Source organism: Paenibacillus sp. sgz302115 (assembly GCF_056120445.1).
Window position 1 is genome coordinate 73,506 of record NZ_JBVYOK010000021.1, and the last position, 26,448, is coordinate 99,953.

Genomic DNA, 26,448 nt, shown 5'->3' on the forward strand with positions numbered 1-26,448 from the left:
CTTCGACATTGTATAGACGCCGCCCTCATATAAAAGTTGCGAATATATACCAAGTTCGCAATCTATAATCCCAGGTATTCCTTGATTCCGGCGGCGATCTCCCGGGCTAAGCTGTCTTGAAACTGCTCGTCATACATACTAGCTTCATTTCCTGGATTTGTAAGATAACCTACCTCAAGCAGCACTGCAGGCATTCTCGTTTCTCTGGTGACATGAAGGCTCTTGCTTCGGACTCCGTTATCCTTGAATCCTGTCCCGGCTATCAGATGCTTGTGCATGATCTGGGCCAGCGGCAGACTCTCTGTCCGTGAATAATAGGTCTCGCTGCCATTTACTTTATCCCTGTTCGGATACTCAGTCGGCAATGAATTTCCATGCACTGAAAGAAACAGATTGGCTTTTGCAGCTTCAGCGATATCCACCCGTGCCTGCAAGCCCAGAGTTTTATCCTCAGTGCGGGTATATACAACTTCAACCAGTCCATCCTGCATGAGCAGTGCTCCAACTTTGCGGATTACTGCAAGATTGAAGTCTTTTTCCAGTCTCTTTGTTAAGCTGACGGCTCCAGACTGTGTACCGCCATGCCCAGCGTCAAGGACCACAATAGGCTTTCCGGTCGCTCCAGTGCCGCCCGTATTAGGTGTGGTATTCACGACATTCAGATCAACAGTTACAAGCCCTGTGGTGGGATCGGTGCTCACCTGATAAGGCTGGACGCCTACGGTCTGTATTACAAACCTGACGGTGGGCGGACTTACATTGAAGAGTGCATAGCGCAATTCAGAGATTTGCGGATACCCGGTGACATCCAGCTTGCCTTGCGGGCTGCCGCTTGTGGAAACCCCCGGAAAGCTGCCGGCAAAATCAGAAGCAAAAGCTGCCCCCGGAAAATCAATGACGATGCGATCCGGTTGGGTCATCTTCGTAACGGTAGGCTTGACGCCACCCGCTGTCGCGATAATCAGCCGGTTCTCACTGAATACGGCCCCCATTACCTGAGGAGAGCTTACAACCGTCCCCGCGCTGCCAGGAATAGGCGTTGGGGTAGGCATCGCGATCCCGGTCACAATATCTCCGTCTGTTCCTGAGCTGTCTGCCGGTACAGAGGTTGGCACCGGTGTAGGCGCAGGTGCAGGTGTAGCAGTTGTTGACGGTACCGAAGTAGGCGACGGCAGAGGATTCACCGGAGTGCCAGTCCCGCTTGGAAGCCCGCCGCTCAAATAAACGGTCTTGTCGGTGTTGTCCCAGCCGACCTTCAGCCCGAATTGCTCACTTACAAACCGGATCGGCACCAGCACCGTTCCGCCGCTCTGCTTGGGAGCCGCATTCAGCGCGAGTGTGACTCCATCTGCTTCCGCAGTTGTACTGCCTACGGCCAGTTGAACACTTTTACCGTCCTGCTGAACGGTTACTTTACGCGACTTCTGCTCCCACTTCACGTCAAACCCCAGGTTCTCCACGACCACACGGATAGGAATCATAACGCTTCCATTTACATTCTCCAGGGTTATTCCCTTGGGGAGCTCAAGCTCCTTGTTGTCCATAATGATTCTTCCGGTGCTGCCCCCTGCAGCAGCGGCTTCATGGCCGGCGAATGATAGCAGCAACAGTGGCAATAGCAGTAGAAAAAGCACCCTTTGTCCGGCTCTTTTCATCCTTCCCTCTCCTTCTGGCAAATGATAGAAATTTACTTTGATAAGATTAAGACGACGGAAATCCCCAAAAGTTGCCTCCACCGGCAACGAATATATCGATTATAGCAAAAAAACTTCTATTTCCGACACCCGGAAATAGAAGTTTTGTGTAAAACATGTAAAGTTTTCGTATTAAGCGAACAGCTTCGCGGCATGGCGCTCTTCGTAGGCTGCGATTTCATCCGCATGCTGGAGCGTCAGTCCGATATCATCGAGTCCCTGCAGCAGGAACTGGCGGCGGTGCTCATCCAGCTCAAAGCTGATGCTGAGTCCGTATTCATCGCTGAGCTGTTTATTCTCAAGATCCACAGAAAGCTTGTAGCCTTCATGCTCAGCCGTCCGGTTGAAGAGATCATCCACTTGGGCTTCCGAGAGCTTGATCGGCAGAATGCCGTTTTTGAAGCAGTTGTTGTAGAAGATATCGGCATAGGAAGGTGCAATCACCACTCTAAAGCCGTAATCCATAATCGCCCAAGGAGCGTGCTCACGCGAGGAGCCGCAGCCGAAGTTGGCCCGCGAGATCAGCACGGATGCCCCTTCGTAGCGTGGTTTGTTCATTTCAAAAGCTGCATTGTCATTGCCTGCTTCATCAAAGCGCCATTCGAAGAACAGGAATTGACCGAATCCCGTACGTTCAATCCGCTTCAAAAACTGTTTGGGGATGATGGCATCCGTATCCACATTTACCCGGTCCACCGGGGCAACGATTCCGGTTAATTTTTTGAATTCTTCCATGATTTTATCCTCCTGCTCTCTCTCAAATTCTATGAGTTGACGGCTTCCGTCTTGTAGTTCCAGTCACGGACGTCGGTAAAACGTCCCTTGATCGCAGCCGCAGCCGCCATTGCAGGGGATACCAGATGCGTACGTCCGCCGCGTCCCTGGCGTCCTTCAAAGTTACGGTTCGAAGTCGATGCGCAGCGTTGTCCAGGCTGCAGGACATCCGGGTTCATAGCGAGGCACATGCTGCAGCCCGCTTCACGCCATTCAAAGCCCGCTTCTGTAAATACTTTGTCCAGACCTTCCTTCTCAGCCTGCAGCTTCACGCGTCCCGAACCAGGAACAACGATTGCTGTAACCTTGTCGGATACCTTATGGCCTTTGGCAACCTCGGCAGCGGCGCGCAAATCCTCAATGCGTCCGTTCGTGCAGGAACCGATGAACACATAATCAATGCCGATTTCGGACATTGGCGTACCCGGCTTCAAATCCATATATTCGAGCGCTTTTTCAGCAGCCTTGCGTTCATTCTCAGTCGTGAAGTCAGCCGGATTCGGCACATTTGATGTAATATCCGTGCCCATGCCCGGGCTGGTTCCCCAGGTCACTTGCGGAATCAAGGTTTCTACGTCAAATTCAACAACCGTATCGTACTGGGCGCCTTCGTCGCTGACAAGCCCCTTCCAGCTCTCAACGTAAGCATCATACGCTTCACCTTGCGGCACATATTGGCGTCCGCGCAGATAGTTGAAGGTGGTTTCATCCGGCGCAATCAATCCAGCTCTCGCTCCGCCTTCAATAGACATATTGCAGACGGTCATACGTTCTTCCATCGACAGCTCGCGGATCGCTTCGCCTGTATATTCAATAACATAACCGGTTGCGAAGTCTGTGCCGTATTTGGCGATAACGCCGAGAATCATATCCTTGGCGGTTACGCCTGGATTGCGTTTGCCTGTGAAACGGACTTCCATCGTTTTAGCCTTGGACTGCTGAAGACACTGGGTAGCCAGCACGTGCTCAACCTCACTGGTGCCGATACCGAAAGCCAGTGCTCCGAAAGCGCCGTGTGTGGAAGTGTGGCTGTCGCCGCAGACAATCGTTTTGCCGGGATGCGTCAAGCCGATTTCCGGACCCATAACGTGTACTACGCCTTGGTCGATATCATTCAGGTCAAACAGTCTTACACCAAAATCACGGCAGTTCTGTGTCAGCGTATCAATCTGCTGCTTGGAGATCGGGTCTGTGATATTGTAACGGTCTTTGGTAGGCACGTTATGGTCCATTGTTGCAAAAGTGAGGCCCGGACGGCGCACCTTGCGGCCGCTGAGGCGGAGACCTTCAAAAGCCTGCGGAGAAGTTACCTCATGCACCAGATGCAGATCAATGTAAATGATGCTTGGCTTGCCTTCCTCTTGATGGATTACGTGATTGTCCCAAATCTTTTCAAACATTGTCTTGTTGCCCATATTTTCACCTCATAAAAGTAGAATCGTTCATTTGAAGAGAAAGTGGAGTCTCTCTTGAATGCTCTAAATATAACATCGGGGTGGTTATAATTCCAAGATATGATTTCTATAAAACCAATAGGTTTGACCTATAAGCATACTAAGTGCAACAACCAAGGTGTTGCTGCTTACTCAGGGCCATTTATATAAAACATCTTATGTTCTTCAAACTTTCCGTTGATTTTCACAAGATTGTGCACCAGTCCCTGCTCCTGAAAGCCCGCTTTCTTCAGCACCTTGATCGAACCGGCATTTGTCGGCTTCGCACCGGCCTCTATCCGCTGCAGTCCGGCTTCCTTAAAAGCATACTCCAGCACCAAAGGCACCGCCTCGCTCATATACCCCTTGCCCTGATGGCCCTGATCCAGCAAATAGCCCAAGATCCATTTCTGCTGTGAATCCAGCATGATATGCACAAGAGAAATATCGCCGATCAACCGGTCATTTTCATGTAAAAAGATCCCGAAAGAATAACTCCGCTTCTCCTCTCGGGCTATCCCCCATCCGGCAATCCGTCCGCTCTGGTTCTCCAGTGTATAAAAGGCATCATCCCGTTCGACAGCAGAAAATTGTTCAAAAACTCTGCGGTTGCGAAGCTCCAAATCCAGCAAAGCCTCTGCGTCCTCCGGCATAAAAAATCTGAGATATACATTTGTTCCCTGGTATGTAGTCACATTTGATCCTTCCTGTCCTTAGGATATCCGGCGAGCCGGCCCGTTGATTAATACTCTTTCAGTCTAGCAGCAGCAAAAATATTTGTACATTCACATGGCAAGCCACGTCTGGCTGGCTCCAACTGGACGCCCCCCTTCCGCAAGCAGCTTCACCTATGTTAATAACTCCACTTATAGGTTATACTTATAAATACATCATTTAAGGAGCCTCTTATGGAACTTAGACAATTACAGTATGCATTGCAGATTGCGGCTGAGCGGAACTTTTCCCGCGCGGCGGACAAGCTCCACATCGCCCAGCCTTCGCTCAGCCAGCAGCTCTCAAAGCTGGAGAAGGAGCTTGGTGTGCTTCTGTTCCAGCGTAATACCAGCTCGGTGGAGCTGACCCATGCCGGAGAAAAATTTGTGGAGCAGGCACAGATCATTATTGATGCCGTGGAGCTGCTGCGCCAGGAAATGTCCGATATCTCCCAGCTTCGCAGCGGACGGGTGGTTGTAGGAAGCATGCCGATCACCGGGGCGCATCTGCTGCCGCATGTGCTGCCTGTATTCAAACAGAAATATGCCGAGGTCGAGATTACCCTGCTGGAAGATTCCTCAATGAATCTGGAAAAGCTTACCGCCAGCGGCCAGACCGATCTCAGTCTGCTCTCCCTGCCCCTGGAGATTCCCACCCTTGCCTATGAAGTACTTGGCGAGGAGCGGATTGACCTTGCCGTCCCGCCAGAGCATCGCTTGGCTTCGCGGAGTGCTGCGGGCATTCGTACCACCTTGGAAGAGCTGAAGGATGAGCCGTTTATTGTTCTAAAAGAAGGCCAAGGCTTCCGCAAAATGACAGTCGAGCTATGCCGAGAAGCCGGATTCGAGCCGCGTATCGTCTTCGAAAGCAACAATATGGAGACCGTCCAATCGCTTGTTGCCGCCGGAATGGGTGTGACTTTGGTTCCCCACTTCATCGCCCGCGCACCGCGTAGCGAATTTGTTCCGGTCTATCTTCCGCTCGCGGAGCCCGTGCCCAGCCGGACTCTGGTTGTGGCTTACCGCCGCGGCCGTTATTTATCCAAGGCTGCGGAAGCTTTTATGAAAACCTTCAAAACAACGGTAGCAGATCTGGCAAAAGAGTAGCTGCAGACTATCAGCAGTGAAAGGTTCGGATATAGTTAATGCCCTTTCGGCTCCAGTCACTGGAAACAAAAGGGCATTTTTGCTGCTGCGTTGCCTAATGGTTAGCCTATTTATTATGCTGATGGCGGTAGGTGATCAGACGGTTCTGCTCATCCGGCATTTTTGCTGTACTCTCGTCGACCTTGCCTTCTTTTCTTGAATCAATGGTATTGTCTTCAACAAATTCCCGGATCACGCTGTTTTGAAGCTCGTCCGCCTCTCTGGAATGCTGATGCTGATCATGCTGCTGATGGACATTTTTGCCTGTTTTCAAGAATAGCCACCTCCTGGTACAGATTACAGGTATTTTGCCCGTTCATTCACAAGGATAAACATTATTTTCACCCCAGCTTTCCTGGTAAAAATATTAGTTCGTCCTCCCTTTGCAAACCCGACTTCTGCATGGTATTCTAAATGACAAATAGTGAAACGTGCAGACGGGACCAGTACGAACAGGCCTCTATCCGCGAGCAGAGAGTAAATTCCGGCAGGCTGAGAGAATTTACCGCGGTTGGCCATTCCGAATCCTACCCCCGAGCGGCCTGCTGCCTGCAGGACGGAAACTCCCGTTATGAGAATGAAGTCGGATGATCCCTCATCAATGAAGGTGGTACCGCGGAAGTTATTTAGCTTTCGTCCTTTGCTAAGTCTAAGGATGGGGGCTTTTTGTCGTTTTCAGCTTGATGAAGTTTTAAACTTAAGAAGGAAGTGAAACACAATGACAACACGAATTGTGGTCAAAATCGGCAGCAGCTCGCTCACAGGTCCCGAAGGCGGATTAAACCGCGAGGCCGTTGCCTTTTTCGCTGCCGAGATTGCTGCGCTGCGTCATGACGGCTGCGAAGTGCTGCTGGTCACCTCCGGTGCGGTGGCGGCCGGATTCCGCGGCATAGGTTATTCCTCCCGCCCCAAGCTGCTGCATGAGAAGCAGGCCGCCGCTGCGGTTGGCCAGGTGATGCTGATGCAGGCTTATCAGGAGGCTTTTGCGGGGCATGGCATCCCTACTGCGCAAATCCTGCTAACCCGCACCGATTTCTGCAGCAGACGGGCGATGAACAATGCCGTGATGACGGTGGAGGAGTTGCTTCGGCAAGGAGCCGTGCCCATATTCAACGAAAATGATACCGTGTCGGTCGATGAGCTGAAGTTCGGCGATAATGATACGCTGTCGGCGCTGGTGGCGAACCTCCTGAAAGCATCACATCTCCTCGTTCTGACCGACATGGACGGAGTATACAGCGGAGATCCCCGCAAGCATCCGGATGCCGTCCGCTACCAGCATGTGGAGGAAATTACTCCTGAGATTTACGCCATCGCGGGAGGGGCCGGCTCCAGTGTAGGGACTGGCGGCATGCGTTCCAAAATCGACGCCGCCAAAATCGCCACACGCGGGGGAGTGCCTGTTTTTATCGGCAGGGCCACAGAAGCCGGAGATTTACAGATGGCAGCGGCGGGAAATGGCAAAGGCACTTATTTTGCCACTTCATTATCCTCTTTGCCTGTCAAGAAACAATGGCTTGGCTTCATGTCTACCCCGCTCGGCTCCATCTATGTCGATGATGGCGCTGTAGAAGCGCTGCTTCATGGAGGTCACAGTCTGCTGCCGGTCGGAGTTAAGCGGATCGAAGGAAGCTTCCATTCGGGGGACGTTGTGGAAGTGCTCGGGCCGGATGCCCAGCTGCTTGGCCGGGGGATTGTTAATTATGATGATGCCCAGCTCCGCAGCATTCAAGGCCTGCCAAGCCGTGAGATTGTACCTGTGCTGGGGGAAGTCCACCGGCTGGAGGTTATTCACCGTGATGAATGGATTACACTGCGGTAATCACAAAACTTTTAGGAGGGTTAACCATGAGTGAGGTTGTAAGCAAGGCAGCGTTAGCTAAGGAAACTACAGGTGTGCTGGCAAGTCTAAGCACCGATCAGAAGAATGAAGCCCTGCTTGTCATGGCAGATGCCCTGGTCCGCGAAGCGCCGGCCATTATTGCCGCTAATAGCGAGGACCTGGAACGTGGCCGGCTCGGCGGAACACCGGAATCCATGCTCGACCGACTAGCGCTGGACGTTGGCCGGATACAAGGCATTGCGGAGGGGCTGAGGCAAATCTCCGAGTTGCCCGACCCTATTGGTGACAACCTGGAGACGATTGAGCGTCCTAATGGGCTTTTTATTGAAAAGATCCGCGTTCCTCTTGGTGTTATCGGCATTATTTACGAAGCGCGTCCCAATGTAACCGTGGATGCTGCGGGCTTATGCCTGAAGACAGGCAACGCCGTTGTCCTGCGCGGCGGTTCCTCCGCCCTGTCATCCAACCGCAAAATCGTCGAAGTGCTGCATAACGCACTCGACGCAACGGCAATTCCAAAGCATGCGCTGCAGCTGATCGAAGACCCGAACCGCTCCTCCGTGGATCAGATGCTTAAGCTGAACGGGCTGCTTGATGTGATTATCCCGCGCGGCGGAAGCTCGCTGATCCAGAACGTTGTGCTTAATGCCACCGTCCCGGTAATTGAAACGGGGGCAGGCATATGCCATACTTATCTCGACGCCAGCGCCGAGCCGGATATGGCACAACGCATCAGCCTTAACGCAAAGGCCCAGCGCCCCTCTGTATGCAACTCGATGGAAACTCTCCTTGTGCATCGCGACTATGCCGAGAAGCATCTGCTGTCTCTGGCGGAGGCGTTCCGCGAGGTAAATGTCGAATTACGCGGCTGTCCTGAAACTGTACTCCAGATTCCTTGGGCACTGCCTGCAACCAAAGAGGATTTTGCCACCGAATATAACGATTATATTCTCAATGTCAAAATTGTCGGCGGGCTGGATGAAGCGCTGGGGCATATTGCCGAGTTCAGCACCAAGCATTCGGAATGCATCGTAACCGGGGATGCCGCAAATGCGGCCCGTTTCCTGCAGGAAGTAGATGCCGCTGCGGTCTACCATAACGCCTCGACACGGTTCACCGACGGCTTTGAGTTCGGATTCGGGGCGGAGATCGGGATCAGCACCCAGAAGCTCCATGCCCGCGGCCCTATGGGCCTGCCTGCGCTCACTTCAAGCAAATATAAAATTCACGGCTCCGGGCAAATTCGGGGGTAAGTCAATTTATTAGGGGGAATCTCAGTCATGTGTCAGCAACCAGCAATTCCATTAATCAATCATAAAGTTGTCTTTTACGGAGCAGGCTCGATGGCTGAAGCGATTGTGCGCGGGATGATTGCCCGGAATGTGGTTGAATCCGGCAACATCGTAATGCTTAACCGCAGCAGCAGCGAACGCCTGGCCGAGCTGCGCAGCCGCTATGGCGTCCAGGGCTGCAATGATCCTGAACAAAAAACAGAACACCTGCGCACAGCTCCGGTCATCGTGCTTGCCATGAAGCCCAAAGATGCCGCAGAGGCTCTGCGCGGACTAGGACCACTGCTCTCACCGGACCAGCTGGTGATCTCAGTTATAGCCGGAATGACGATCCGCACCATGCAGGGACTGCTTGGCACACCGCAGCCTGTGGTACGGACCATGCCCAATACCTCAAGCTCTATCGGCCTTGGGGCGACCGGCATCGCCTTCTCCAAAGAAGTGGATGAGCAGAGCCGCCGGATCGCGCTCAATATGTTCGAAGCCGTCGGATTAACCTCTGTCATCGACGAGGACCGGATGGAAATTCTGACCGGAATCTCCGGCAGCGGTCCGGCCTACATCTATTACATGATGGAAGCGATGATAGCCGCAGGCATCCGGGGAGGACTGCCGCCTGAACAGAGCACGGAGCTGACGGTCCAGACTGTCCTCGGCGCTGCCCGTATGGTGCAGCAGACAGGAGAAGAGCCAGCGGTCCTGCGCAAAAAAGTAACGTCACCGGGCGGCTCTACACAAGCAGCCATTGAGGTTATGGAAAAAGGCGATTTCTTTGAAACGGTAATCGCCGCAGTCAACCGCTGTGCCGAGCGCTCCCGCGAAATGGGCACAGCGCTTGAGAAAGAGCTTTCGGAGCATTGATATATTGCCTGCAATAAATCCTTATAAAGTCAAAAAGATCGCAGCCTTTCCCATATGGGAATAGGGCTGCGATCTTTTTTAGTTAAGGCATCCGCCTCATGCTTCTGCTTGCTTTGGCTTGAATCCTACTATCGTCCGCCGTTGCGGAATTTTTGTGTATAGGCTTTGACGTCCTGGGCATTTTTCACCCGGTTGCGCGCCCATTCCAGCAAAATCCGGTCGATATAACGGAAATGGATCTTGCCTGCGAATACAGACTCCTTCAGGGCGAGCAGAATCAGCTCCTCAGGATACCGGTCCTGATCCACCCAGCCGGATATCGTCTCGCATTCCATCGGCGAGAGCGGACGGCCGAATTCCTTCTCAAAAATACTGAACAGGCTACGGCTCTCCTCGGCAGCTTTGTCTGCATCGAGAGCTGACGGTCTGCCATACCCTCCATCTGAAGCGGATGCTCCTGAGTGATGGGCGGAAGTACGGGGCCCCGGCACATTACCGGCAGCGCGATTCTTACCCGCCGGGGATTCCTGGGCAGCTTCCGCCAAATAAGCGCCAAGCTTGCCATAAAGGCCCGAGAAGTTATAGCGCTCGTAGTGGATATCTCTTAGCTCGTCGTTATCTTCATCAATACTGATGAAGCCTTCCTTCATGAGCTTCTGCAGCTCTCCGGCGATAACAGCTATGCTGCGTCCCGTTACCGTCTGCAGCTCCTCCAATGAAGGAAAATCAATTCCCTCCACCTGGCGGAAGGAGAGCAGATGGATCAGCAGCATAGCTTCGCTGCCAGTCAGGTCTAGCTGCCGATAGTATTTCAAAAGAGCGTAAGGAATGACGGCCACACCGTTCTGGAGGCCAAAAGACACACCTTCGCCCCAGGTACTCCATACTTTGCCGTCCATGCGCGCCCTCCTCTACTTGCTTAAGGATACAGGCGGTACAACGTACGAGGGAACGGAATGGTTTCCCGCACATGATCCAGACCGCAAATCCAGGCTACTGTGCGTTCAAGGCCAAGACCGAAGCCGGAGTGAGGCACGGAACCATACGTGCGCAGGTCCATGTACCATTTATAGGTATCCATCGAAAGATTATGTTCTTTGAACCGTTCTTCAAGCAAAGCCGGATCGTCGATACGCTGTGATCCGCCGATAATCTCTCCATAGCCTTCAGGAGCGATCATGTCCGCACAGAGCACAACCTCTGGACGTTCAGGATGCGGCTTCATGTAGAAGGCCTTGAAGGAGGCCGGATAATGCGTAATGAATACCGGTTTGTCGCTCATTTCGGCAATCGCTGTTTCATGCGGCGCTCCGAAATCATCGCCCCAGGCAATTTCATAGCCTTTTTCGTTCAGGAATTTAATCGCATCATCATAGGTGATTCTTGGGAACGGAGCTTTGATATTCTCCAGCTTGGAGACATCGCGGCCTACCGCCTCCAGCTCGGCACGGCAGTTCGTGACTACAGACTGCACTACGAAGCTGATGAATTCCTCCTGAATGCGCAAGCTTTCTTCATGTTCAACGAAGGCCATTTCCGGCTCAATCATCCAGAATTCGATCAAGTGGCGGCGGGTCTTCGATTTCTCGGCACGGAAGGTAGGGCCGAAGGAATAGACGCGGCCGAGCGCCATTGCGGCAGCTTCCATGTAGAGCTGTCCGCTCTGAGTCAGATAGGCATCCTCTTCAAAATACTTCGTATGGAACAGGTTCGTTGTGCCTTCTGCCGAGGTAGGCGTCAAAATCGGCGGATCTACCTTCGTGAAGCCGTTCTGATTGAAAAATTGCTGAATCGCGCGGATAATCTCTGCACGAATAACCAGCACTGCCCGCTGCTTCGAGGAACGAAGCCAGAGGTGACGGTGATCCATCAGGAAATCAACGCCATGCTCCTTCGGGGTAATTGGATAATTCTCTGTAAGGTGCAGTACTTCTATACCCGTAACAGTCATCTCGTAGCCGGATTGACTGCGTGGCTCCTCCCGGATGATACCGGTCACGTACAGGGAGCTTTCCTGGGTAAGGCTCTTGGCATCATCCCATACCTGCTCCGGCACCTCCGATTTCACCACAACGCCCTGGATATATCCTGTACCATCGCGAAGCTGCAGGAACTGAATTTTACCGCTGGAGCGCTTGTTGTTGACCCAACAGCCGATCACAACGCTCTCTCCCACATGCTCATTCACGTTCTTGATTACACTCTTGTTAGCCATCCCAACTGATCTCTCCTCTAATTTAGCCGTTAATTCCTTGCACAATACGATACGTATCGCGTGCAATGACAAGCTCTTCGTTTGTCGGAACCACGAGCACCTGAACCTTGGAATCAACCGTAGAGATACGGCGCGGATCACCGGAGCGGACCTTATTGGCTTCAGGGTCCAGTTCAATTCCGAGGAACGTAAGGTTATTCAGCACTTTGGCACGCAGCACAGCCGCGTTCTCGCCTACACCGGCAGTAAATACGATTACGTCTACGCCGTTCATCGCTGCCGCATAAGAGCCGATATATTTCCGCAAACGATACTCATACATATCAAAAGCAAGCGTAGAGTTAGGCTCGCCTTTCTCCGCACCATCAATAATATCACGCATATCGCTGCTGACGCCAGAAATTGCCAAGAGGCCGCTATGCTTGTTCAGCATCGAGTTCACTTCCCCAACGGACAGCTCTTCCTTGTTCATTACGTAAGGAACGATAGCCGGATCAAGGTCACCGCTGCGGGTACCCATCATCAGACCTTCAAGCGGTGTCATCCCCATCGAGGTGTCAACAGACAATCCGCCGTCAACAGCAGTTACGCTGGCACCGTTACCGATGTGGCAGGTGATGATCTTCAGATCTTCAAGCGGACGGTTCAGATATTCGGCAGCAGCTTTGCTGACGAAATCATGCGAGGTGCCGTGTGCGCCATAGCGGCGAACCTTGTATTTGTTGTACAGCACTCTTGGAATAGCATACATATAAGACTTCTCAGGCATCGTTTGATGGAAGGCGGTATCAAAAACAACGACCTGCGGCACGCCCGGCATATTCACTTCAGTTGCCGTAATCCCCATCACTGCAGCGGGATTATGGAGCGGGGCAAGGTCGAACAACTGGCGAATTTTGCTCTTGGCATCACCGTCAACCAGTGCGGAAGCCTTAAAGAATTCGCCCCCGTGTACCACGCGGTGTCCTACAGCATTGATCTCGTCGATTGAAGAGATTACGCCGTGCTCCTTGTCGGTCAGACAGGCAAGCACTTTACGGATCGCGGTATTGTGCTCCAGAATTTCACTGACTTCCGTAACTTCCTGCTTGCCGGTAGGCTTATGGTTCAGAATGGAGGAATCCATCCCGATGCGCTCAACCAGACCTTTCGCAAGCACAGACTCATCCGTCATGTTGTACAGCTGATATTTCAAAGAAGAACTTCCTGAGTTAATAACTAGAATATTCATATACGGTCACCGTCCTTGTCATACTTGAAGAAGCCTTCGCCCGATTTCATGCCCAGTTGTCCTGCACGCACCATTTTCTTGAGGATCGTAGAAGGACGGTATTTCAGTTCGCCGTATTCACGGAACATATTTTCCAGAGCGGCAAGCACCGAATCCAGACCGAAACGGTCAGCCATTTCAAGCGGTCCATTCTGGAACTGGTAGCCGATACGCATAGCGTCGTCGATATCCTCAGGGGAAGCGACACCTTCTTGCAGCAGATGCATAGCTTCGTTAATGAACAGGCAAATGAGGCGTGAAGTTACAAACCCCGGGGATTCGTAAATCAATACGCCTTTTTTCTCAACAATTTCATCAACAAAAGCTTTGGTTTCTTCAAAAGTGCTGTCGGAGGTTTTCAGTCCGCGCACGATCTCAACGAGATTCACCTTTGCTACCGGATGTATGAAATGCATGCCGATGACGCGTTCCGGGTACATTGTAGAGCTGGCAAGTTCAGTCAAGCTTAGAGTTGACGTGTTGCTGGCCAGAATAATGTGGCTCGGACACACCTGATCGAGCTGATTGAATACTGTTTTCTTTGCTTCCAGATCCTCGGTAATGGTCTCAATGACCATGTCGCAGGAACTCAGTTCCGCGAAATGTGTCACTTTTTGGATACGGCTGAGGATCAGTTTCTTTTCAGCTTGGGTGATTGCCCATTTCTCAAGCTGTTTGTCGAGACTTGTCTCGATCATCTCATAAGAGTAGTCCAGTCTTTCAGTGGTTTTCTCCACCAGCATAACATCCAGGCCTTTGGCTGCCAGCATTTCAGCAATACCTTGACCCATTGTGCCACCGCCGATGACGCCGATTTTCTTAAAATTCATGTAAAAGTCTCCATCCTTTCAGGTATCTATACTTTTGTATTGTACCTTTTCTGTCGTAAAAAATAAGTAGCCCGACATATAATAATATCTTAGCATGTCTGAAAAGTAAAAAAAAATAACCGGCATAAATAATTATGCCGGTAAAAGGACGCTGTCACGAAATTGACAACGAAATTGCTCTCCGGAGAGAACTTCCTCCTTCATCAAAATGTCAAGTGAGTAGTCAAATATATTCCGCTGCTTTCCGAGTAGCTCATGGGTACGAAGCATCAATTCATCCAAAATTTTGCTATTTTCCTTCATTAGCTCCTCTGTAGTAACCATTTGCAGATTGGCAATCCCCAGGGAGGTCAGCCCTGATTTCATCATCGTCTCAACGATATCCAGCGCCTGGTCGAAATCTCCGCGTGATCCGGTGCTTCTGCCGCCGTAGAACATTTCTTCAGCAACAGCTCCGCCTAAGGAAATCATGATCTGATTCTCCAGATAGTCCTTGGTATACAGATATTGCTCGGACTGCGGATTATGCCGCACATAACCCAGCGCTTGTCCGCGCGGCGTTAGCGTAACCTGGCTGACGCTGCCCGGACGCAGCAGCTCGGCCATAATGGCATGCCCAAGCTCGTGGATGGCAACCCGTTTTTTCTCTTCATGGTTGGTCTCACGGTCCGTCTTCTCGCCCATCATCACCTTGTCGATGGCCATCGACAGATGACGCTGCTCCACTTCCGTCAGATTCTCGCGCATCATGTAGATGGCGGCTTCGTTCATGACGCTTTCGAGCTGGGCACCGGAGAAGCCGTAAGCCTCTTCAGCGATTTTGTCCAGATCCACTTCTTCATGCAACGGCTTGTTCTGGGCATGCAGGTCGAGAATAGATTTGCGGCCTTTCTTATCCGGCATATCGACCTGGATATGGCGGTCGAACCGGCCCGGACGCAGCAGCGCTGAATCCAGCATTTCCTTACGGTTCGTCGCCGCTACAAGCAGAATGCGCGGAGTTTCATTGTTGTAAATCCCATCCATTTCGGTCAGCAGCTGATTGAGCGTCTGGTCATATTCACGCTGCTGTCCGCCTTCACGCTTGCCGCCGATTACATCAATTTCATCTATGAAAATAATTGCGCTTTGTTTATTTTCTTTGAGGGCGCGGGCCCGGGCATCCTTGAACAAATCGCGGATACGTCCGGCACCGACACCAACGTACATCTCAACGAATTCACTGCCTGATGCGGCCACAAATACGGAGTTGGTATAATGGGCTGCTGCTTTGGCCATCAGGGTCTTACCGGTCCCGGGAGGGCCTGTGAGCAGAATTCCTTTTAGCGGGCGGATGCCGAATTTACTGATTTCTTCATGCCGGATCAGGAAGTCCAGCGCTTCACGCAGCTCCTGCTTCGCATTGTCCTGTCCGCCGATTTCTTCAAAGGTCAGCTTCGCGGGACCATTCTTCTTCCGCTTCTTATCGCCTCCGGCGCTAACCGTCATTCCGCCGCGCAGATGGGCAATCAGCAGCAGAGCGCCGACCATGCCCGCCGCGATAATGACCGGAAAAATATTAATCCCGATAAAAGCCATAAAAATCAGCAGTACAGGAACAAATCCGGCTAAGATCTCTTTCCAGAACTTAGGCATTATTCCACACTCCCATCGTTGCCGCAATGCGTGGCAGAATAATAAACTTGCTTTCTTTGCCGTCGCTCAGGCTCACATAAACGTTGTTGTCGTCGATTTCGGTTGTTGCCGTCACACCGCTGTATTTGGAATACTGGGCCTTAAGTCCATCCAGCTTGGCAGGTATCAAAGTATATTTATGGCTCTCCATCGCTTCAGCGACTGAGAACATCGCACTATCCCAATATTCATCCAGCAAGGCATTTGAGTGCTGATCCACATCAAGCTTCAGGGTCCGGCCGTTAATGGCCGCTTTGCCTTCAGTTGATACATACTGCACCAACTCACGCAATTTAGTTCCCGGCTTGAGATCAAGCTTCAAAGTAACTTCGTTGCGATTTATAGAAATACGGGAATCCTTGACTCCCTCATAGGATGACACAATTTTTTGCAGCGGCTCCTGAACAGCGAACTGACGATAGGCATACCAGCCGCCAAACAGCAGTGCAGCAGACAGCAGAGACGTTAGCAGTACAGGCATTAGACGTAGTTTCAAGTAACGTCCTCCTCTCAAGGTTGGGTAGCGTGTCAAAAGCTAATCCGAGACTGACATGCTATTAAGCTTGTCTCAATACAAGAAGTAGTATATCACAGGTGTATATACGATTTCGCAGAAAAGTGTGAATATATTTAAAATTTTCGATACTAATTTCTGGTCTTTCTCTCAGGCTTACCCCATATTGGATTTGATTTTGTATGACACACGAAGGCATGAAGCGTACAAAATACATTTTTGTTGCCAGAGATGTTAATCTTGGAATATATCAGAAAGGTAAAGGGGAGAACACAATGTTGTCTATGAAATTCACTTTAGAAGAAGCCATTCAATTTTCCAAAATTGGATGTACCGAAGAATGGGTGCATCTTTTTCTGAGAACGAGCGGAAATAATATTCCTTTCTCTGATGGTTTGAAACTTCAAAAAAGGTATTGGCTTGGTCCCGTACAACTGCCAATAAATGAGCTTCAAAGATGTTGCGGTCCTGAAGAGGACATGGAATATCATAATCCGTTAGCGGATTGGGAATTACGGGTTGGAATATTATCTGATTTACTTCAGAAGGGCTGGGAATACCCTCCCTTAATCGTTCAGCACCGTGAAGGAAAATTGATTGTTAGTGATGGAAACGGTAGACATGAAGCGCTCAAAAGACTTAATCACCACAAATGTTGTGTAATTCTGTGGGATAGCGACAATCAGAGTAACTTAAGCAGATGGAGTCAACTGGAGGGTAGCTAGTGAACAATAAAAAGGACAGCCCTGCCTCAATAGATATATCAAAAGCTGCGCTATCGTAAAAAAACGCAAAACAGCGGGCAGACAGAATACTGTCTCACCCGCTGTTCATATGTTCACGCCTTTCTATCTATTCGGCAAGCTGTAGCCATCACCGATCGCACTGCCGTCGGAAAAACGGTAAAACTTGTAATAATAACGTCCGTCCTGCTTATAAAAAAGCTGCCAGGCATATTCCCCGTTGTACACTCCCGGCAGCAGCCGCTTAATCGTACTCCCGGGAAGCTCCGAAGCTATAATCGAGCGGATCTGCTTCTCGGAGGTTCCTTTGTCCACCTCTTCGGCATACACACCGTTGTCGCCTCCGGCCGGTTTGCCGTCCACGGTAAAGCGGACCCAGACCATAAGCTGCTTTCCGGCGTCATTTGTGCCCGTCAGCACCCAATACACTGAATTTTCATCCCAGACCGATTTTTGGGCCTTGGTTACCTCTGTCAAGCCGGCCCTTGCTTTGGCGATATCCCGGGCTGCGCTGCGTTCGTTCCACTGGTCCTTCATAATGTAAGCATAGAACTGGCTTAATCCGAACAGAAGGAGCAGAAACAGGAATATTCCCAGCAGAAGCCATTTTCTCCTTTTCTTCAAAGTACAGCTCCCTCTCCATATAATTGCTCATGTCGCGCTAATTTAGCGCTTCAGGAGTCCTTCAAAGGTCATCTGCGCCTTGCGGCGGATTTGCTCCTCGTCCAGCGTCAGGCACTCTCCGTTCTTCACAACCTGCTTGCCGTCTACCCAGACATGTGCCACATCCTTCGCACTGGCCGAATACACCACATGTGAGAGCAGGTCAGAATGCGGAAGCAAATGCGGCTGATCAATATCAACGGCAATGAAGTCAGCCTTCATTCCAGGGGCAAGCCGGCCTACATTGTTCAGGAAAATCGACTGCGCGCCGTATTCGGTCGCCATCAGCAGCGCTTCCGGGGCCGGAACCGCTGTCGGATCGCCGCTGACGCCCTTGTGGATCAGTGCAGCCAGACGCATCTCCTCGAACATATCCAGATTGTTGTTGCTTGCTGCCCCATCGGTTCCGAGAGAGACCTTAACACCCGCACGCAGCAGCTCCGGTACCCGGGCAACCCCGCTGGCCAGCTTCAGGTTGCTGCCCGGATTATGGGATACACCGACGTTGTAGCGGGCAAGGATCTCGATCTCCTCATCGTTCAAATGCACACCGTGAGCGACAAGGGACGGGCGTGTGAACATGCCAAGTTTCTCCAGATGTGCTACCGGACGCAGGCCGTAATCCGCGGCATTCTGCTCCACTTCGCGCCGTGTCTCCGACATATGCGTATGCATCGGCAGGTCCAGATCATGAGCCGCCTGCACGAATTTTACGAAAAAGTCCGGAGGGCAGGTGTAAGGCGCATGCGGCGAAATCATTGTAGTAATTCTTCCGTCCGCTTTGCCATGCCAATTACGGGCAAAAGCAACCGCTTCAGCCAGCTTATGGTTCTGCACTTCTTCCGGGCACAGGCCGATTACGCCGCGCATCAGCACCGCACGGATACCCGACAGTTCCGTAACCTCAGCGACCCGGTCCATATGATCATACATGTCCAGGAAGGTTGTTGTCCCGCCCTTAAGCATCTCCAGCACAGACAGGGAGGTTCCCCAGTAGACATCCTCTCCGGTGAATTTTTCTTCCATCGGCCACATCTTTTCCTGCAGCCAGCTCTGAAGAACCATATCATCCCCATAACCGCGCAGCAGCGACATTGCCGTGTGCCCATGTGTATTCACAAGACCCGGCATAAACAGCAGACGGCTGCCGTCTATAGTCTGTGTGCCAGCTTCAAGGGCTGGCTTCTCTTCCCCTATGTAAGTGATAAGATCATTTTCTATGGTCATATAACCGCTCAGCACCGGCTCATCCGTTCCCGGAACCAGAAAACGTCCGTTGATAATTACTGTCTTATTGCTGCTCATCTTCCACTTCGTCCTTTCCGTCATGCAAATAATAAGCCAAGCTCTGCAAATCAGTTGTAAAATCAGCGGCGTGAACGCGAATATTGGCCGGGGTCTTCAAAATAACCGGTGCAAAATTCAGGATCGCTTCAATGCCTGAGTCTATCAGAATGTCGGCCACGTTCTGAGCTTCACTGTCAGGCACCGTGATGATTCCGATACGGATTCCCTGTTCACGAATCGTGCTGCCCAGCTCTTCCATCGGCTGTACGGTAAGGGAGTTGATCATCTGCCCTACCTTGGGTGCATAGGAATCAAATACAGCGGTGATTTTCATGGTGTCCTTCAAGTAAGCATTGTAATTTGATAAAGCGTGTCCAAGATTACCGGCACCCACAAGCGCCACGTTAATTTGCTGGTCCAGCTTTAGAATATGGCGGATTTTCTCGATCAAATAAGACACATCATAACCGATGCCTTTTCTGCCAAAATCACCAAAATAGGCCAAATCCTTGCGGATCTGCGCCGGATTAAGATCAAGCTTCTGCCCCAGCTCCTGAGAAGAGACAGTGGGAATTTCACGCTTCTGGAGATCGTTCAGGAATCGCAGGTACACAGGGAGTCTGCGAACGACGGCCTCCGATATTTTATCTGATTTCATATTTTCTCCTCCTCAAAGTTTGTATAGCGATGCTTCCTTGGTATTCTTCGTACAAACTCACTTCGTAAGCATTGGTTTAAGTTTTGTTAGTGCTTCGTAAGTATAGGGCCGTCCTTTAGCCTCCCATACTGAGCTGGCTGCTAAAGGACGGAATGTACAAGCAAATCCGAATATTATAAAAAAACTATAGCTGGTTCAAAAAACTTCAAGAAACGCCGCCGTCCTCAAGCCATTCGGCAATCCGCGGAACCATCTGGTCAGTCAGCATATGCTCCATCTTGGGTCCGGGCAGCGAATACAGGAAGTACTTTCCATAATAAGATTCAATAACTCTGGTATCATATACAATTACGATGCCGCGGTCCTGCGCAGTACGTACCAGCCGCCCAAAGCCCTGTTTGAACCGGATCACCGCCTGCGGGACAGACAGCTTCATAAAAGGATTCTTCTTCTGCGCCTGCAGCAGCTCCGCCTTGGCCTCCGCAAGCGGATGGTTTGGCGGCTGGAAGGGCAATCTGACGATAGCCAGACAGGTCAGCGCCTCGCCCGGAATATCCACACCTTCCCAAAAGCTGCTCGTCCCAAGCAGTACAGAAGCGGCGCTGTCCTGAAAACGCCGGATCAGCTTGCTGCGGCTGCCGCCCTCTACGCCCTGCCCCAGTACGCTGATATCCTCTGAGGAGAGCGCCTCCTTCAGCGGGTCATAAACCTGGCGGAGCATTTTGTAGGAAGTGAACAGCACCAGCATGCGGCCCCGGGTAGCCACCGCAGCTTCGGCCAGCGAATGCACCAGCTTATCTACAAACCGGGCATCGCCCACACTGCCTTTGACACTTGGAAAATCGCGCGGGATGACCAGCAGCGCCTGCTCCCGGTACTTGAACGGTGAGGGAAGCAGGGCTGTCATCAGACGCCCTTCCTCTGCAGACCCGGCAAGTCCAAGATTATCAATCATGAACTGGAAGGATTTATCTACAGAGAGGGTGGCGGAGGTCAGCACAATGCTTTTCTTTTTATCGAAAAACAGCTCCTTGAGCTGGGCGCTGACATCCACCGGAACGGCATACAGCTGGAGTGATTTGCCACGGTAATTGCTGCTGCCTTCCATCCAGTAGACATTATTCTCGTCGTTCAGATTCATAAAGAACCGGACCTGCTCGCGAATAGAAGCCAAATCCTTGAACAATCCGCCGATATCCGTTACCAGACTGTCCGAAGTGGACTGGCTCTCCGTATCACGCATCTCGCTGAGCATCTTGTCGCCTTTGCGGATAATTTCGCTGAGACTGAGATTGAAGGTGTTCTCAATCTGGGCCAATTCCTCCCACGCCTTCGGTTTGCTGCCAGGCAGGAGGCGTGTAACGAGTTGTCCCGCTTCGCCCGCTGCAGCATCGCTGCGCTCCGGCAGAAGGCCGAACAGCTTATCGCTGAGCATGTCCCAGGATTCCTTCACTGTGAGCAGATCGGGATAGATTCTGTCGATTACACTGCTCCATTCCGCCGCCTGCTCACTGCCTGACGACTGCAGCATTTGACGCAGTACCGGGAGCTGGCCGCTCTTGCTGTCCTTATACAGGCGCGTGAGCGTATGGGCAACAGTGAAATATTTCATTTGCATCCCCAGATGCTTGCCCGCGATATCCTCCAGATGATGGGCTTCATCAATAACGAGATGCTCATAGGCTGGAAGAAGCTGGTGGCCGGCCTTGACATCCGCGAACAGCTTGGAGTGATTGGTTACGACGACATCGGCGATGCCTGCTTCATGCTTGGCCCTGTGATAATAGCATTTGCGGAACCAGGGGCAGGAGCGCCCAAGACACGAATCTGTGTCGCTTGCCACCGTCTCCCAGAAATCACCATTGCGTCCGTTCAAATTCAGCTCCTCATCGTCGCCAGACTCCGTTTGGGTCAGCCATACGATCATTTGAGCCGCAGTCAGCACTTCTTCGCGGGCGCTTGTGAAATCCTTTTTATTAATTTTATGTTCAAACTTGCGCAGACACAAATAGTGCCCCCTGCCCTTGAAGATCGCTGCCTTAAACGGAAACGGCACGACACTCGTCAACAGAGGGATGTCGCGCTCACGCAACTGGTCCTGAAGGTTGATGGTATGCGTGCTGACCATAACCTTTTGGTCTGTGCGGACACTGTGATAAATGGCCGGGAGCAGATAACCAAGCGATTTGCCGGTTCCGGTTCCCGCCTCAATCAGCAGATGCTTGTCGCCCTCAAGCGCCGCCATGACTTCACCAATCATAATCTCCTGGGCTTCACGGCTTTCGTATTGGGGCAAGGTATCCTTGAGCCTCTTGGTCACCTCTTCCATATATTCCTTAAAGGTAATATTCTGCAGAGGATTGCCGGTTCCTGCCTCTCTGGGAGGCGCCAGTTCCGTCCAGTCCCCTACCGCCAGCGCAAGCTGACGATACAGGGTAAGATCGCCTTCCGGCTGGAAGGTCTCCATTTCCCGCTCCCGCTGCAGCCCGTCAAAAAACCAGGCCAGATCACTATCCTCATCTGCGAACAGCTCATTCAGGCGCTGAATGGTCAAGAGAGGCAGGCTGTACAGCTCCTCCAGGCATCTCAGCAGCACTAACGCGGTAGCCAGCGCATCACTGTCCGCCTGGTGCGGACGCTCATGGGTAAGCCCGAAATGAGCGCTAACCGCCCCAAGCTGATACGTGGTCAGAGATGGAAAACAAATTTTGAGAAAATCAATGGTATCCAGAATCCGGCCCTGAAACGGCAAATACCCGCACCGGTCCAGCGCACTCTGTAAAAAGTGAAAGTCAAACGCCACATTATGGCCCACCAGCACGACATCGTCGAGCAGCGGCACAAGCTCCATCATCATCTCGTCCAGCTCCGGCGCATCCTGCACATCGCTGTCCGTTATCCCGGTCAGGCCTGTAATAAAAGGAGGTATCGGCGCTCCTGGCTTGACATAGGAACCGTAAACCCTGGAGATGGACCGGTCTTCTTCTATAATGGCAAGGCCAACCTGGATGATCTCACCCACGGATTGGGTTCCTGTAGTTTCAAAATCAAGCACGGCAAATTTCATTATAAGTTCAATTCCCTTTCACTTGAGACTCCTTATCAGCATAACAGAAGTTACGAAAAAAGGCGATGCACCCCCTAGCCAAGCTGGATGCACCGCCCAATATGGATGTACAATGACAAGTGGAAACGTCTGTGCCGTCCTTAAAAGGACGGCATCCGTTTCAGCGAGAAATATAAGGCTAAAGTATAGCGTGAAACTTATACTTTCTTATATTTTTACAAAAGCGAAACCAGCTGATTTCCGAACTCAAGCTTCCCTCCCCGCCTGCGGCAAACCTCCAAATTGACGTTTGGCTCACGGAGCAAGGGGTCATGATGCAAGGAAAGGACAAACAGCTCCTGAGCTTCATTGAAGCGCTCCTGAGAGGCCCTGATGCAGCCCATCGCGTTGTAAATCATGGCCTTCAGCTTCCGTTCACGGATCAAGGCCAGCATGTGGTCCAGATGATCCCAGGCAGCATCATACCCGCCCTCCTGCAAATACGCCATCGCCAAATACAAACGTGCCGCCAGACTGTCAGGATACCGCGCAATGACTTCCTTAAATTGGTCAATGCATTTGCGGTACATCAGAAGCTTGTAGTACCCCTGTCCACGGACAAAGGAGTCCATCGCCAGCTCGGGAGCTTCCGCTTGCGGCTCCTCCACGGGAGGAGCTGAGAAATCCGCACTTTCACGGAATTGGCTCAGCTTCTCGGCAAAGGCCAGCCACTCGTCCATCACTTCATCGGACAGCCTGTGCAGCATGTTGTATTTGCATAAAAGATCATTTCTGCGGGCACCCTCCGCTGCAGGAAAGTCTTCGGCGATTTCCTGAAGCATCTTGTTCATCTCAGCAAATAAATGTTGAAACATGGAGCATCCCACCCTTACTGAAAATGAAATCAGCTTAAGCTTGCCTGCCTTCATTTTTCGCAGGAGCGGGCCGCTTCATCCCTGCCATTGATTACATGGCTGAGCTGTTAGGCAATTGTGGCATGAACCTCATGATCCGCCAGCTTGACCGGCTTGTTGTCCGCATCCACGAAGACCACCGTCGGCTTATGGGCCGCCAGCTCCTCGGAGGACAGCATGGCATAGGAGATGATGATCACTGTGTCACCGGGCTGCACAAGACGTGCAGCAGCGCCGTTCAGGCAGATCACGCCGCTGCCGCGCGGACCGGGAATCACGTAGGTTTCCAGGCGGGAGCCATTGTTGTTGTCAACAATCTGCACCTTTTCATTTTCCAGCAAATCGGCGGCTTCCATCAGGTCCTCGTCGATTGTAATGCTGCCCACGTAATTCAGGTTGGCTTCGGTGACAGTGGCACGGTGGATTTTGGATTTCATCATATGTCTAAACAAGGGCGTGAACCTCCTTGGGTGTAAATACATTATTATCAATCAGGCGGGTTCTGCCAAACTTCACGGCAAGCGCCATAATGATCTCTCCCTCAGCATCGCTGATTAGTGATCCGCCTTCCAGAGCTTCAAGGCCCGGAAAGGTTAAAATCTCTACATAGTCAATGACCGCAAGCGGCGAAGACAAAATAACCGATGCCAGCATTTGCCGCGCTTCATCTGCGGTTTTGACCTTGCCTTCCTCAATTGCCTGCCGTGTATCGCGAAGCGAGCGGGACAGCACAAGTGCCTGATTGCGCTCCTCACCGCTCAAATAGACATTCCGGGAGCTGAGCGCAAGCCCATCCCCTTCCCGGACAATCGGACAGGCGATGATTTCCACATTCATATTGAGATCAGACACCATCCGGCGCAGCACCGCTACCTGTTGAGCATCTTTGAGTCCAAAAAAGGCATAATCAGGCTGAACCAGATTGAACAGCTTGCTAACGACTGTAGTCACACCGTCAAAATGTCCCGGGCGTGAAGCTCCGCACAATTGGGTGGTAAGCGCGCTTACCGATACTTTAGTGAGAATGGGCTGCGGATACATCTCTTCCACACTGGGAATGAACACGATGTCGGCCCCTTCACGCTCAGCCAGCTCCAGATCACGGCGCTCATCGCGAGGATAGGAGGCGAAATCCTCGTTTGGTCCGAATTGCAGCGGATTGACAAAAATGCTCATCACTACGGTGCTGCTCATTTCACCCGCCCGGCGGATCAGGCTGGCATGGCCTTCATGCAGATAACCCATCGTCGGCACAAATCCGATTGGGGTATGTCCTCCCATACGCATATATTCCAGCGCTTCGCGCAATTCCTTAGTGGTTCTGACTACTCTCATTTTATTTCGCTCCTTTTCCCGCAGCGCCGTATAAAGATTCCAGCACGTGCTCTTCAGCGTTAAAAACATGGCTCTCCGCCGGGAATGAGCGGTCCTTCACTTCCCGGACATAGCTGCTGATCCCCTCACGGATTAGGCTGCCCACATCTGCATAGGTTTTGACAAAACGTTTCTCCCTGTAAGGCGAAGCATAGCGCAGCAGATCATGGAAGACCAGCACCTGTCCGTCACAATACCGGCCTGCGCCAATCCCGATGGTCGGAATGCTGACAGCCTTGGAAATCGCCTCTGCCACCTCTTCGGTAACCAGCTCCAGCACAATCCCGAATGCTCCGGCTGCTTCAAGCGCCTTGGCTTCGTCCATCAGCCGCTGTGCATCTTTGGCATCCTTGCCTTGAATACGGTACCCGCCGATCATATTAACCGACTGCGGGGTAAGGCCGATATGGCCCAGCACAGGCACGCCGGCAGCGACAACGGCTGCTACCGTGGCGCAAATTTCCTGACCGCCCTCCATTTTGACGGCATGGGCCTGTCCTTCCTGCATCAGTCTGCGCACGCCGCGCAAAGTCTCGTCAATGCTGCCGTGATAGGTCATAAAAGGCATATCCGTTACGATAAAAGTATTCGGCGCTCCGCGCTTCACCGAACGGGTATGGTACACCATATCCTCTAGCGTCACAGGCAAAGTAGTATCATAGCCAAGCACTACATTCCCAAGTGAGTCACCGACCAGAATGATGTCAATACCCGCCTCTTCAGCCAGCAGGGCCGAAGGATAATCATAAGCGGTCAGCATGCTCAGCGGCACACCATCATTTTTCATTTTTCTCATTTTCACAATGTTCAGCGCATTCTTGTCAGCCATTTGCTCCCATTCCCCTTTTCGCGATTAATACACGCGTAAACGCGCAACAAAAAAACCTTTTAGCATGGTCCGCTAAAAAGGTCCGAAGGGCAAAAAAGAGTCACTCGCGATCGTCCCTTCTGTCTCGGTCCTTACGGCTCAGAGCAGAATCCAACGTAACCGTGAAATACAGTTATGAAGGTAATTCCTGAAAAACTGTGTATTCGGAGTACAGTTCGACCATGCGATACCGCCTCTGCCCCTAGTATAACAAAATCTTTATGCAATTACACTAAAAAAAGTTGACAAGGGATGGAACCCTTGTCAACTCGAACGCGTTCAACGCTCAGGACTTCCCAATCGCTTACTTCAACAAAATGAAGTGGAAAAAGGAAACCTAATTTGCAAGTTTTATTGATTTTTTGGTGATTAGGTGGAAAAAGGGAACTTAATCAGCTTCATTTCCACCCATTCAGTGATTTTAGAAGGAAATAAGTGGAGTTTTTCCATGAACCATCTATGGGAAAGGCCCTTCAACAAAAATGAAGTGGAGTAATTCAGACTGTTGAGAAAGTCCATTTCTAAGCTGCAAAAGCTAAATGGAAATCCAAACGGCGTCCAATGAGATGAATTTCACAGGTACTCATATACAAACGGAGAACATGGGCCTCCTTTTGTGCTAAATATCGGGCGATT

At 51.5% G+C, this 26,448-nt stretch carries 24 protein-coding genes; 5 read left to right on the forward strand and 19 right to left on the reverse strand.

Annotated elements, in window-relative coordinates; genetic code table 11:
• Positions 1-62 precede the first annotated feature (62 nt).
• The 4 genes from AC0LWN_RS26870 to AC0LWN_RS26885 form a co-directional block, all read right to left on the reverse strand.
• Positions 63-1,655, reverse strand: coding sequence for an N-acetylmuramoyl-L-alanine amidase family protein (locus AC0LWN_RS26870; RefSeq protein ID WP_474670837.1), 1,593 nt, complete (start codon positions 1,653-1,655; stop codon positions 63-65).
• A 171-nt stretch (positions 1,656-1,826) separates the two neighbouring features.
• A complete protein-coding gene (gene leuD / locus AC0LWN_RS26875; RefSeq protein ID WP_474670839.1) occupies positions 1,827-2,429 on the reverse strand; it encodes a 3-isopropylmalate dehydratase small subunit in 603 nt (200 codons plus the stop codon).
• Positions 2,430-2,458: 29 nt separating this feature from the next.
• The gene (gene leuC, locus AC0LWN_RS26880) at positions 2,459-3,883 is read right to left on the reverse strand and encodes a 3-isopropylmalate dehydratase large subunit (protein WP_474670841.1); all 1,425 of its coding nucleotides are present in this window, start codon (positions 3,881-3,883) and stop codon (positions 2,459-2,461) included.
• Between the two features lie 167 nt (positions 3,884-4,050).
• Positions 4,051-4,596, reverse strand: coding sequence for a GNAT family N-acetyltransferase (locus AC0LWN_RS26885; protein WP_474670842.1), 546 nt, complete (start codon positions 4,594-4,596; stop codon positions 4,051-4,053).
• Positions 4,597-4,809: 213 nt separating this feature from the next.
• Between AC0LWN_RS26885 and AC0LWN_RS26890 the strand changes: the two genes are divergently transcribed.
• Positions 4,810-5,721, forward strand: a complete 912-nt coding sequence (locus AC0LWN_RS26890; RefSeq protein WP_458966667.1) for a LysR family transcriptional regulator — start codon at positions 4,810-4,812, stop codon at positions 5,719-5,721.
• Positions 5,722-5,827: 106 nt separating this feature from the next.
• On the opposite strand, the gene AC0LWN_RS26895 is transcribed toward AC0LWN_RS26890, so the two are convergent.
• Positions 5,828-6,034, reverse strand: a complete 207-nt coding sequence (locus tag AC0LWN_RS26895) for a hypothetical protein (protein ID WP_474670844.1) — start codon at positions 6,032-6,034, stop codon at positions 5,828-5,830.
• 444 nt (positions 6,035-6,478) lie between these two features.
• Between AC0LWN_RS26895 and proB the strand changes: the two genes are divergently transcribed.
• The 3 genes from proB to proC are packed head-to-tail and all read left to right on the forward strand — an operon-like array spanning position 6,479 to position 9,756.
• Positions 6,479-7,582, forward strand: a complete 1,104-nt coding sequence (proB, locus tag AC0LWN_RS26900; RefSeq protein WP_474670846.1) for a glutamate 5-kinase — start codon at positions 6,479-6,481, stop codon at positions 7,580-7,582.
• Positions 7,583-7,608: 26 nt separating this feature from the next.
• The gene (locus tag AC0LWN_RS26905) at positions 7,609-8,856 is read left to right on the forward strand and encodes a glutamate-5-semialdehyde dehydrogenase (protein ID WP_474670848.1); all 1,248 of its coding nucleotides are present in this window, start codon (positions 7,609-7,611) and stop codon (positions 8,854-8,856) included.
• A 27-nt stretch (positions 8,857-8,883) separates the two neighbouring features.
• On the forward strand, positions 8,884-9,756 hold the full coding sequence (proC, locus tag AC0LWN_RS26910; protein WP_474670850.1) for a pyrroline-5-carboxylate reductase: 873 nt from the start codon (positions 8,884-8,886) through the stop codon (positions 9,754-9,756).
• Positions 9,757-9,884: 128 nt separating this feature from the next.
• Here proC and AC0LWN_RS26915 read toward each other — a convergent pair whose 3' ends face one another.
• From AC0LWN_RS26915 to AC0LWN_RS26940, 6 genes are all read right to left on the reverse strand, one after another.
• The gene (locus AC0LWN_RS26915; protein WP_458966662.1) at positions 9,885-10,655 is read right to left on the reverse strand and encodes a DnaD domain protein; all 771 of its coding nucleotides are present in this window, start codon (positions 10,653-10,655) and stop codon (positions 9,885-9,887) included.
• A 20-nt stretch (positions 10,656-10,675) separates the two neighbouring features.
• Positions 10,676-11,971 (reverse strand): asparagine--tRNA ligase, encoded by a 1,296-nt coding sequence (asnS, locus tag AC0LWN_RS26920; RefSeq protein ID WP_458966661.1) that lies wholly within the window; start codon positions 11,969-11,971, stop codon positions 10,676-10,678.
• 22 nt (positions 11,972-11,993) lie between these two features.
• Positions 11,994-13,202, reverse strand: coding sequence for an acetate/propionate family kinase (locus AC0LWN_RS26925; protein WP_458966660.1), 1,209 nt, complete (start codon positions 13,200-13,202; stop codon positions 11,994-11,996).
• Complete coding sequence (locus tag AC0LWN_RS26930; protein ID WP_474670857.1) at positions 13,199-14,071, reverse strand: 3-hydroxyacyl-CoA dehydrogenase family protein; 873 nt, start codon at positions 14,069-14,071, stop codon at positions 13,199-13,201. The genes AC0LWN_RS26925 and AC0LWN_RS26930 overlap by 4 nt, the downstream gene beginning before the upstream one ends.
• Before the next feature lie 132 nt (positions 14,072-14,203).
• Positions 14,204-15,706: an AAA family ATPase gene (locus AC0LWN_RS26935; RefSeq protein WP_474670859.1), complete on the reverse strand. Its 1,503-nt coding sequence runs from the start codon at positions 15,704-15,706 to the stop codon at positions 14,204-14,206.
• Positions 15,699-16,241 (reverse strand): hypothetical protein, encoded by a 543-nt coding sequence (locus AC0LWN_RS26940; RefSeq protein WP_474670861.1) that lies wholly within the window; start codon positions 16,239-16,241, stop codon positions 15,699-15,701. Before AC0LWN_RS26940 ends, AC0LWN_RS26935 begins: the two co-directional genes overlap by 8 nt.
• A 293-nt stretch (positions 16,242-16,534) precedes the next feature.
• Between AC0LWN_RS26940 and AC0LWN_RS26945 the strand changes: the two genes are divergently transcribed.
• Positions 16,535-16,984 (forward strand): ParB N-terminal domain-containing protein, encoded by a 450-nt coding sequence (locus tag AC0LWN_RS26945; RefSeq protein WP_474670863.1) that lies wholly within the window; start codon positions 16,535-16,537, stop codon positions 16,982-16,984.
• A gap of 123 nt (positions 16,985-17,107) precedes the next feature.
• Here the strand turns inward: AC0LWN_RS26945 and AC0LWN_RS26950 are convergent, their stop codons facing one another.
• The 8 genes from AC0LWN_RS26950 to panB form a co-directional block, all read right to left on the reverse strand.
• A complete protein-coding gene (locus AC0LWN_RS26950; RefSeq protein ID WP_474670865.1) occupies positions 17,108-17,626 on the reverse strand; it encodes a cell wall elongation regulator TseB-like domain-containing protein in 519 nt (172 codons plus the stop codon).
• A gap of 42 nt (positions 17,627-17,668) precedes the next feature.
• The gene (locus tag AC0LWN_RS26955) at positions 17,669-18,970 is read right to left on the reverse strand and encodes an amidohydrolase (RefSeq protein ID WP_474670866.1); all 1,302 of its coding nucleotides are present in this window, start codon (positions 18,968-18,970) and stop codon (positions 17,669-17,671) included.
• The gene (locus tag AC0LWN_RS26960; protein WP_458966652.1) at positions 18,957-19,610 is read right to left on the reverse strand and encodes a redox-sensing transcriptional repressor Rex; all 654 of its coding nucleotides are present in this window, start codon (positions 19,608-19,610) and stop codon (positions 18,957-18,959) included. The genes AC0LWN_RS26955 and AC0LWN_RS26960 overlap by 14 nt, the downstream gene beginning before the upstream one ends.
• A 205-nt stretch (positions 19,611-19,815) precedes the next feature.
• Positions 19,816-22,677, reverse strand: coding sequence for an ATP-dependent DNA helicase DinG (gene dinG / locus AC0LWN_RS26965; RefSeq protein WP_474670869.1), 2,862 nt, complete (start codon positions 22,675-22,677; stop codon positions 19,816-19,818).
• 215 nt (positions 22,678-22,892) lie between these two features.
• Entirely contained in the window at positions 22,893-23,531 is a 639-nt protein-coding gene (locus tag AC0LWN_RS26970) for a tetratricopeptide repeat protein (protein ID WP_474670871.1), read from the reverse strand.
• A 107-nt stretch (positions 23,532-23,638) separates the two neighbouring features.
• Positions 23,639-24,022: an aspartate 1-decarboxylase gene (gene panD, locus AC0LWN_RS26975; RefSeq protein WP_474670874.1), complete on the reverse strand. Its 384-nt coding sequence runs from the start codon at positions 24,020-24,022 to the stop codon at positions 23,639-23,641.
• Positions 24,015-24,905, reverse strand: coding sequence for a pantoate--beta-alanine ligase (gene panC, locus AC0LWN_RS26980; protein ID WP_474670876.1), 891 nt, complete (start codon positions 24,903-24,905; stop codon positions 24,015-24,017). The genes panD and panC overlap by 8 nt, the downstream gene beginning before the upstream one ends.
• Before the next feature lies 1 nt (position 24,906).
• A complete protein-coding gene (gene panB / locus AC0LWN_RS26985) occupies positions 24,907-25,773 on the reverse strand; it encodes a 3-methyl-2-oxobutanoate hydroxymethyltransferase (protein ID WP_474670877.1) in 867 nt (288 codons plus the stop codon).
• Between the last annotated feature and the right edge of the window lie 675 nt (positions 25,774-26,448).

What these genes read in the sequence shown, in the direction of transcription:
- dinG (WP_474670869.1), bottom strand. Translation starts at nt 22,677, where the DNA reads ATGAAATTTGCCGTGCTTGATTTTGAAACTACAGGAACCCAATCCGTG.
- AC0LWN_RS26945 (WP_474670863.1), top strand. Translation starts at nt 16,535, where the DNA reads ATGTTGTCTATGAAATTCACTTTAGAAGAAGCCATTCAATTTTCCAAA.
- AC0LWN_RS26935 (WP_474670859.1), bottom strand. Translation starts at nt 15,706, where the DNA reads ATGCCTAAGTTCTGGAAAGAGATCTTAGCCGGATTTGTTCCTGTACTG.
- AC0LWN_RS26890 (WP_458966667.1), top strand. Translation starts at nt 4,810, where the DNA reads ATGGAACTTAGACAATTACAGTATGCATTGCAGATTGCGGCTGAGCGG.
- leuC (WP_474670841.1), bottom strand. Translation starts at nt 3,883, where the DNA reads ATGGGCAACAAGACAATGTTTGAAAAGATTTGGGACAATCACGTAATC.
- AC0LWN_RS26960 (WP_458966652.1), bottom strand. Translation starts at nt 19,610, where the DNA reads ATGAAATCAGATAAAATATCGGAGGCCGTCGTTCGCAGACTCCCTGTG.
- AC0LWN_RS26925 (WP_458966660.1), bottom strand. Translation starts at nt 13,202, where the DNA reads ATGAATATTCTAGTTATTAACTCAGGAAGTTCTTCTTTGAAATATCAG.
- AC0LWN_RS26955 (WP_474670866.1), bottom strand. Translation starts at nt 18,970, where the DNA reads ATGAGCAGCAATAAGACAGTAATTATCAACGGACGTTTTCTGGTTCCG.
- proB (WP_474670846.1), top strand. Translation starts at nt 6,479, where the DNA reads ATGACAACACGAATTGTGGTCAAAATCGGCAGCAGCTCGCTCACAGGT.
- AC0LWN_RS26905 (WP_474670848.1), top strand. Translation starts at nt 7,609, where the DNA reads ATGAGTGAGGTTGTAAGCAAGGCAGCGTTAGCTAAGGAAACTACAGGT.
- AC0LWN_RS26915 (WP_458966662.1), bottom strand. Translation starts at nt 10,655, where the DNA reads ATGGACGGCAAAGTATGGAGTACCTGGGGCGAAGGTGTGTCTTTTGGC.
- asnS (WP_458966661.1), bottom strand. Translation starts at nt 11,971, where the DNA reads ATGGCTAACAAGAGTGTAATCAAGAACGTGAATGAGCATGTGGGAGAG.
- panC (WP_474670876.1), bottom strand. Translation starts at nt 24,905, where the DNA reads ATGAGAGTAGTCAGAACCACTAAGGAATTGCGCGAAGCGCTGGAATAT.
- AC0LWN_RS26870 (WP_474670837.1), bottom strand. Translation starts at nt 1,655, where the DNA reads ATGAAAAGAGCCGGACAAAGGGTGCTTTTTCTACTGCTATTGCCACTG.
- AC0LWN_RS26970 (WP_474670871.1), bottom strand. Translation starts at nt 23,531, where the DNA reads ATGTTTCAACATTTATTTGCTGAGATGAACAAGATGCTTCAGGAAATC.
- panB (WP_474670877.1), bottom strand. Translation starts at nt 25,773, where the DNA reads ATGGCTGACAAGAATGCGCTGAACATTGTGAAAATGAGAAAAATGAAA.
- AC0LWN_RS26930 (WP_474670857.1), bottom strand. Translation starts at nt 14,071, where the DNA reads ATGAATTTTAAGAAAATCGGCGTCATCGGCGGTGGCACAATGGGTCAA.
- leuD (WP_474670839.1), bottom strand. Translation starts at nt 2,429, where the DNA reads ATGGAAGAATTCAAAAAATTAACCGGAATCGTTGCCCCGGTGGACCGG.
- proC (WP_474670850.1), top strand. Translation starts at nt 8,884, where the DNA reads ATGTGTCAGCAACCAGCAATTCCATTAATCAATCATAAAGTTGTCTTT.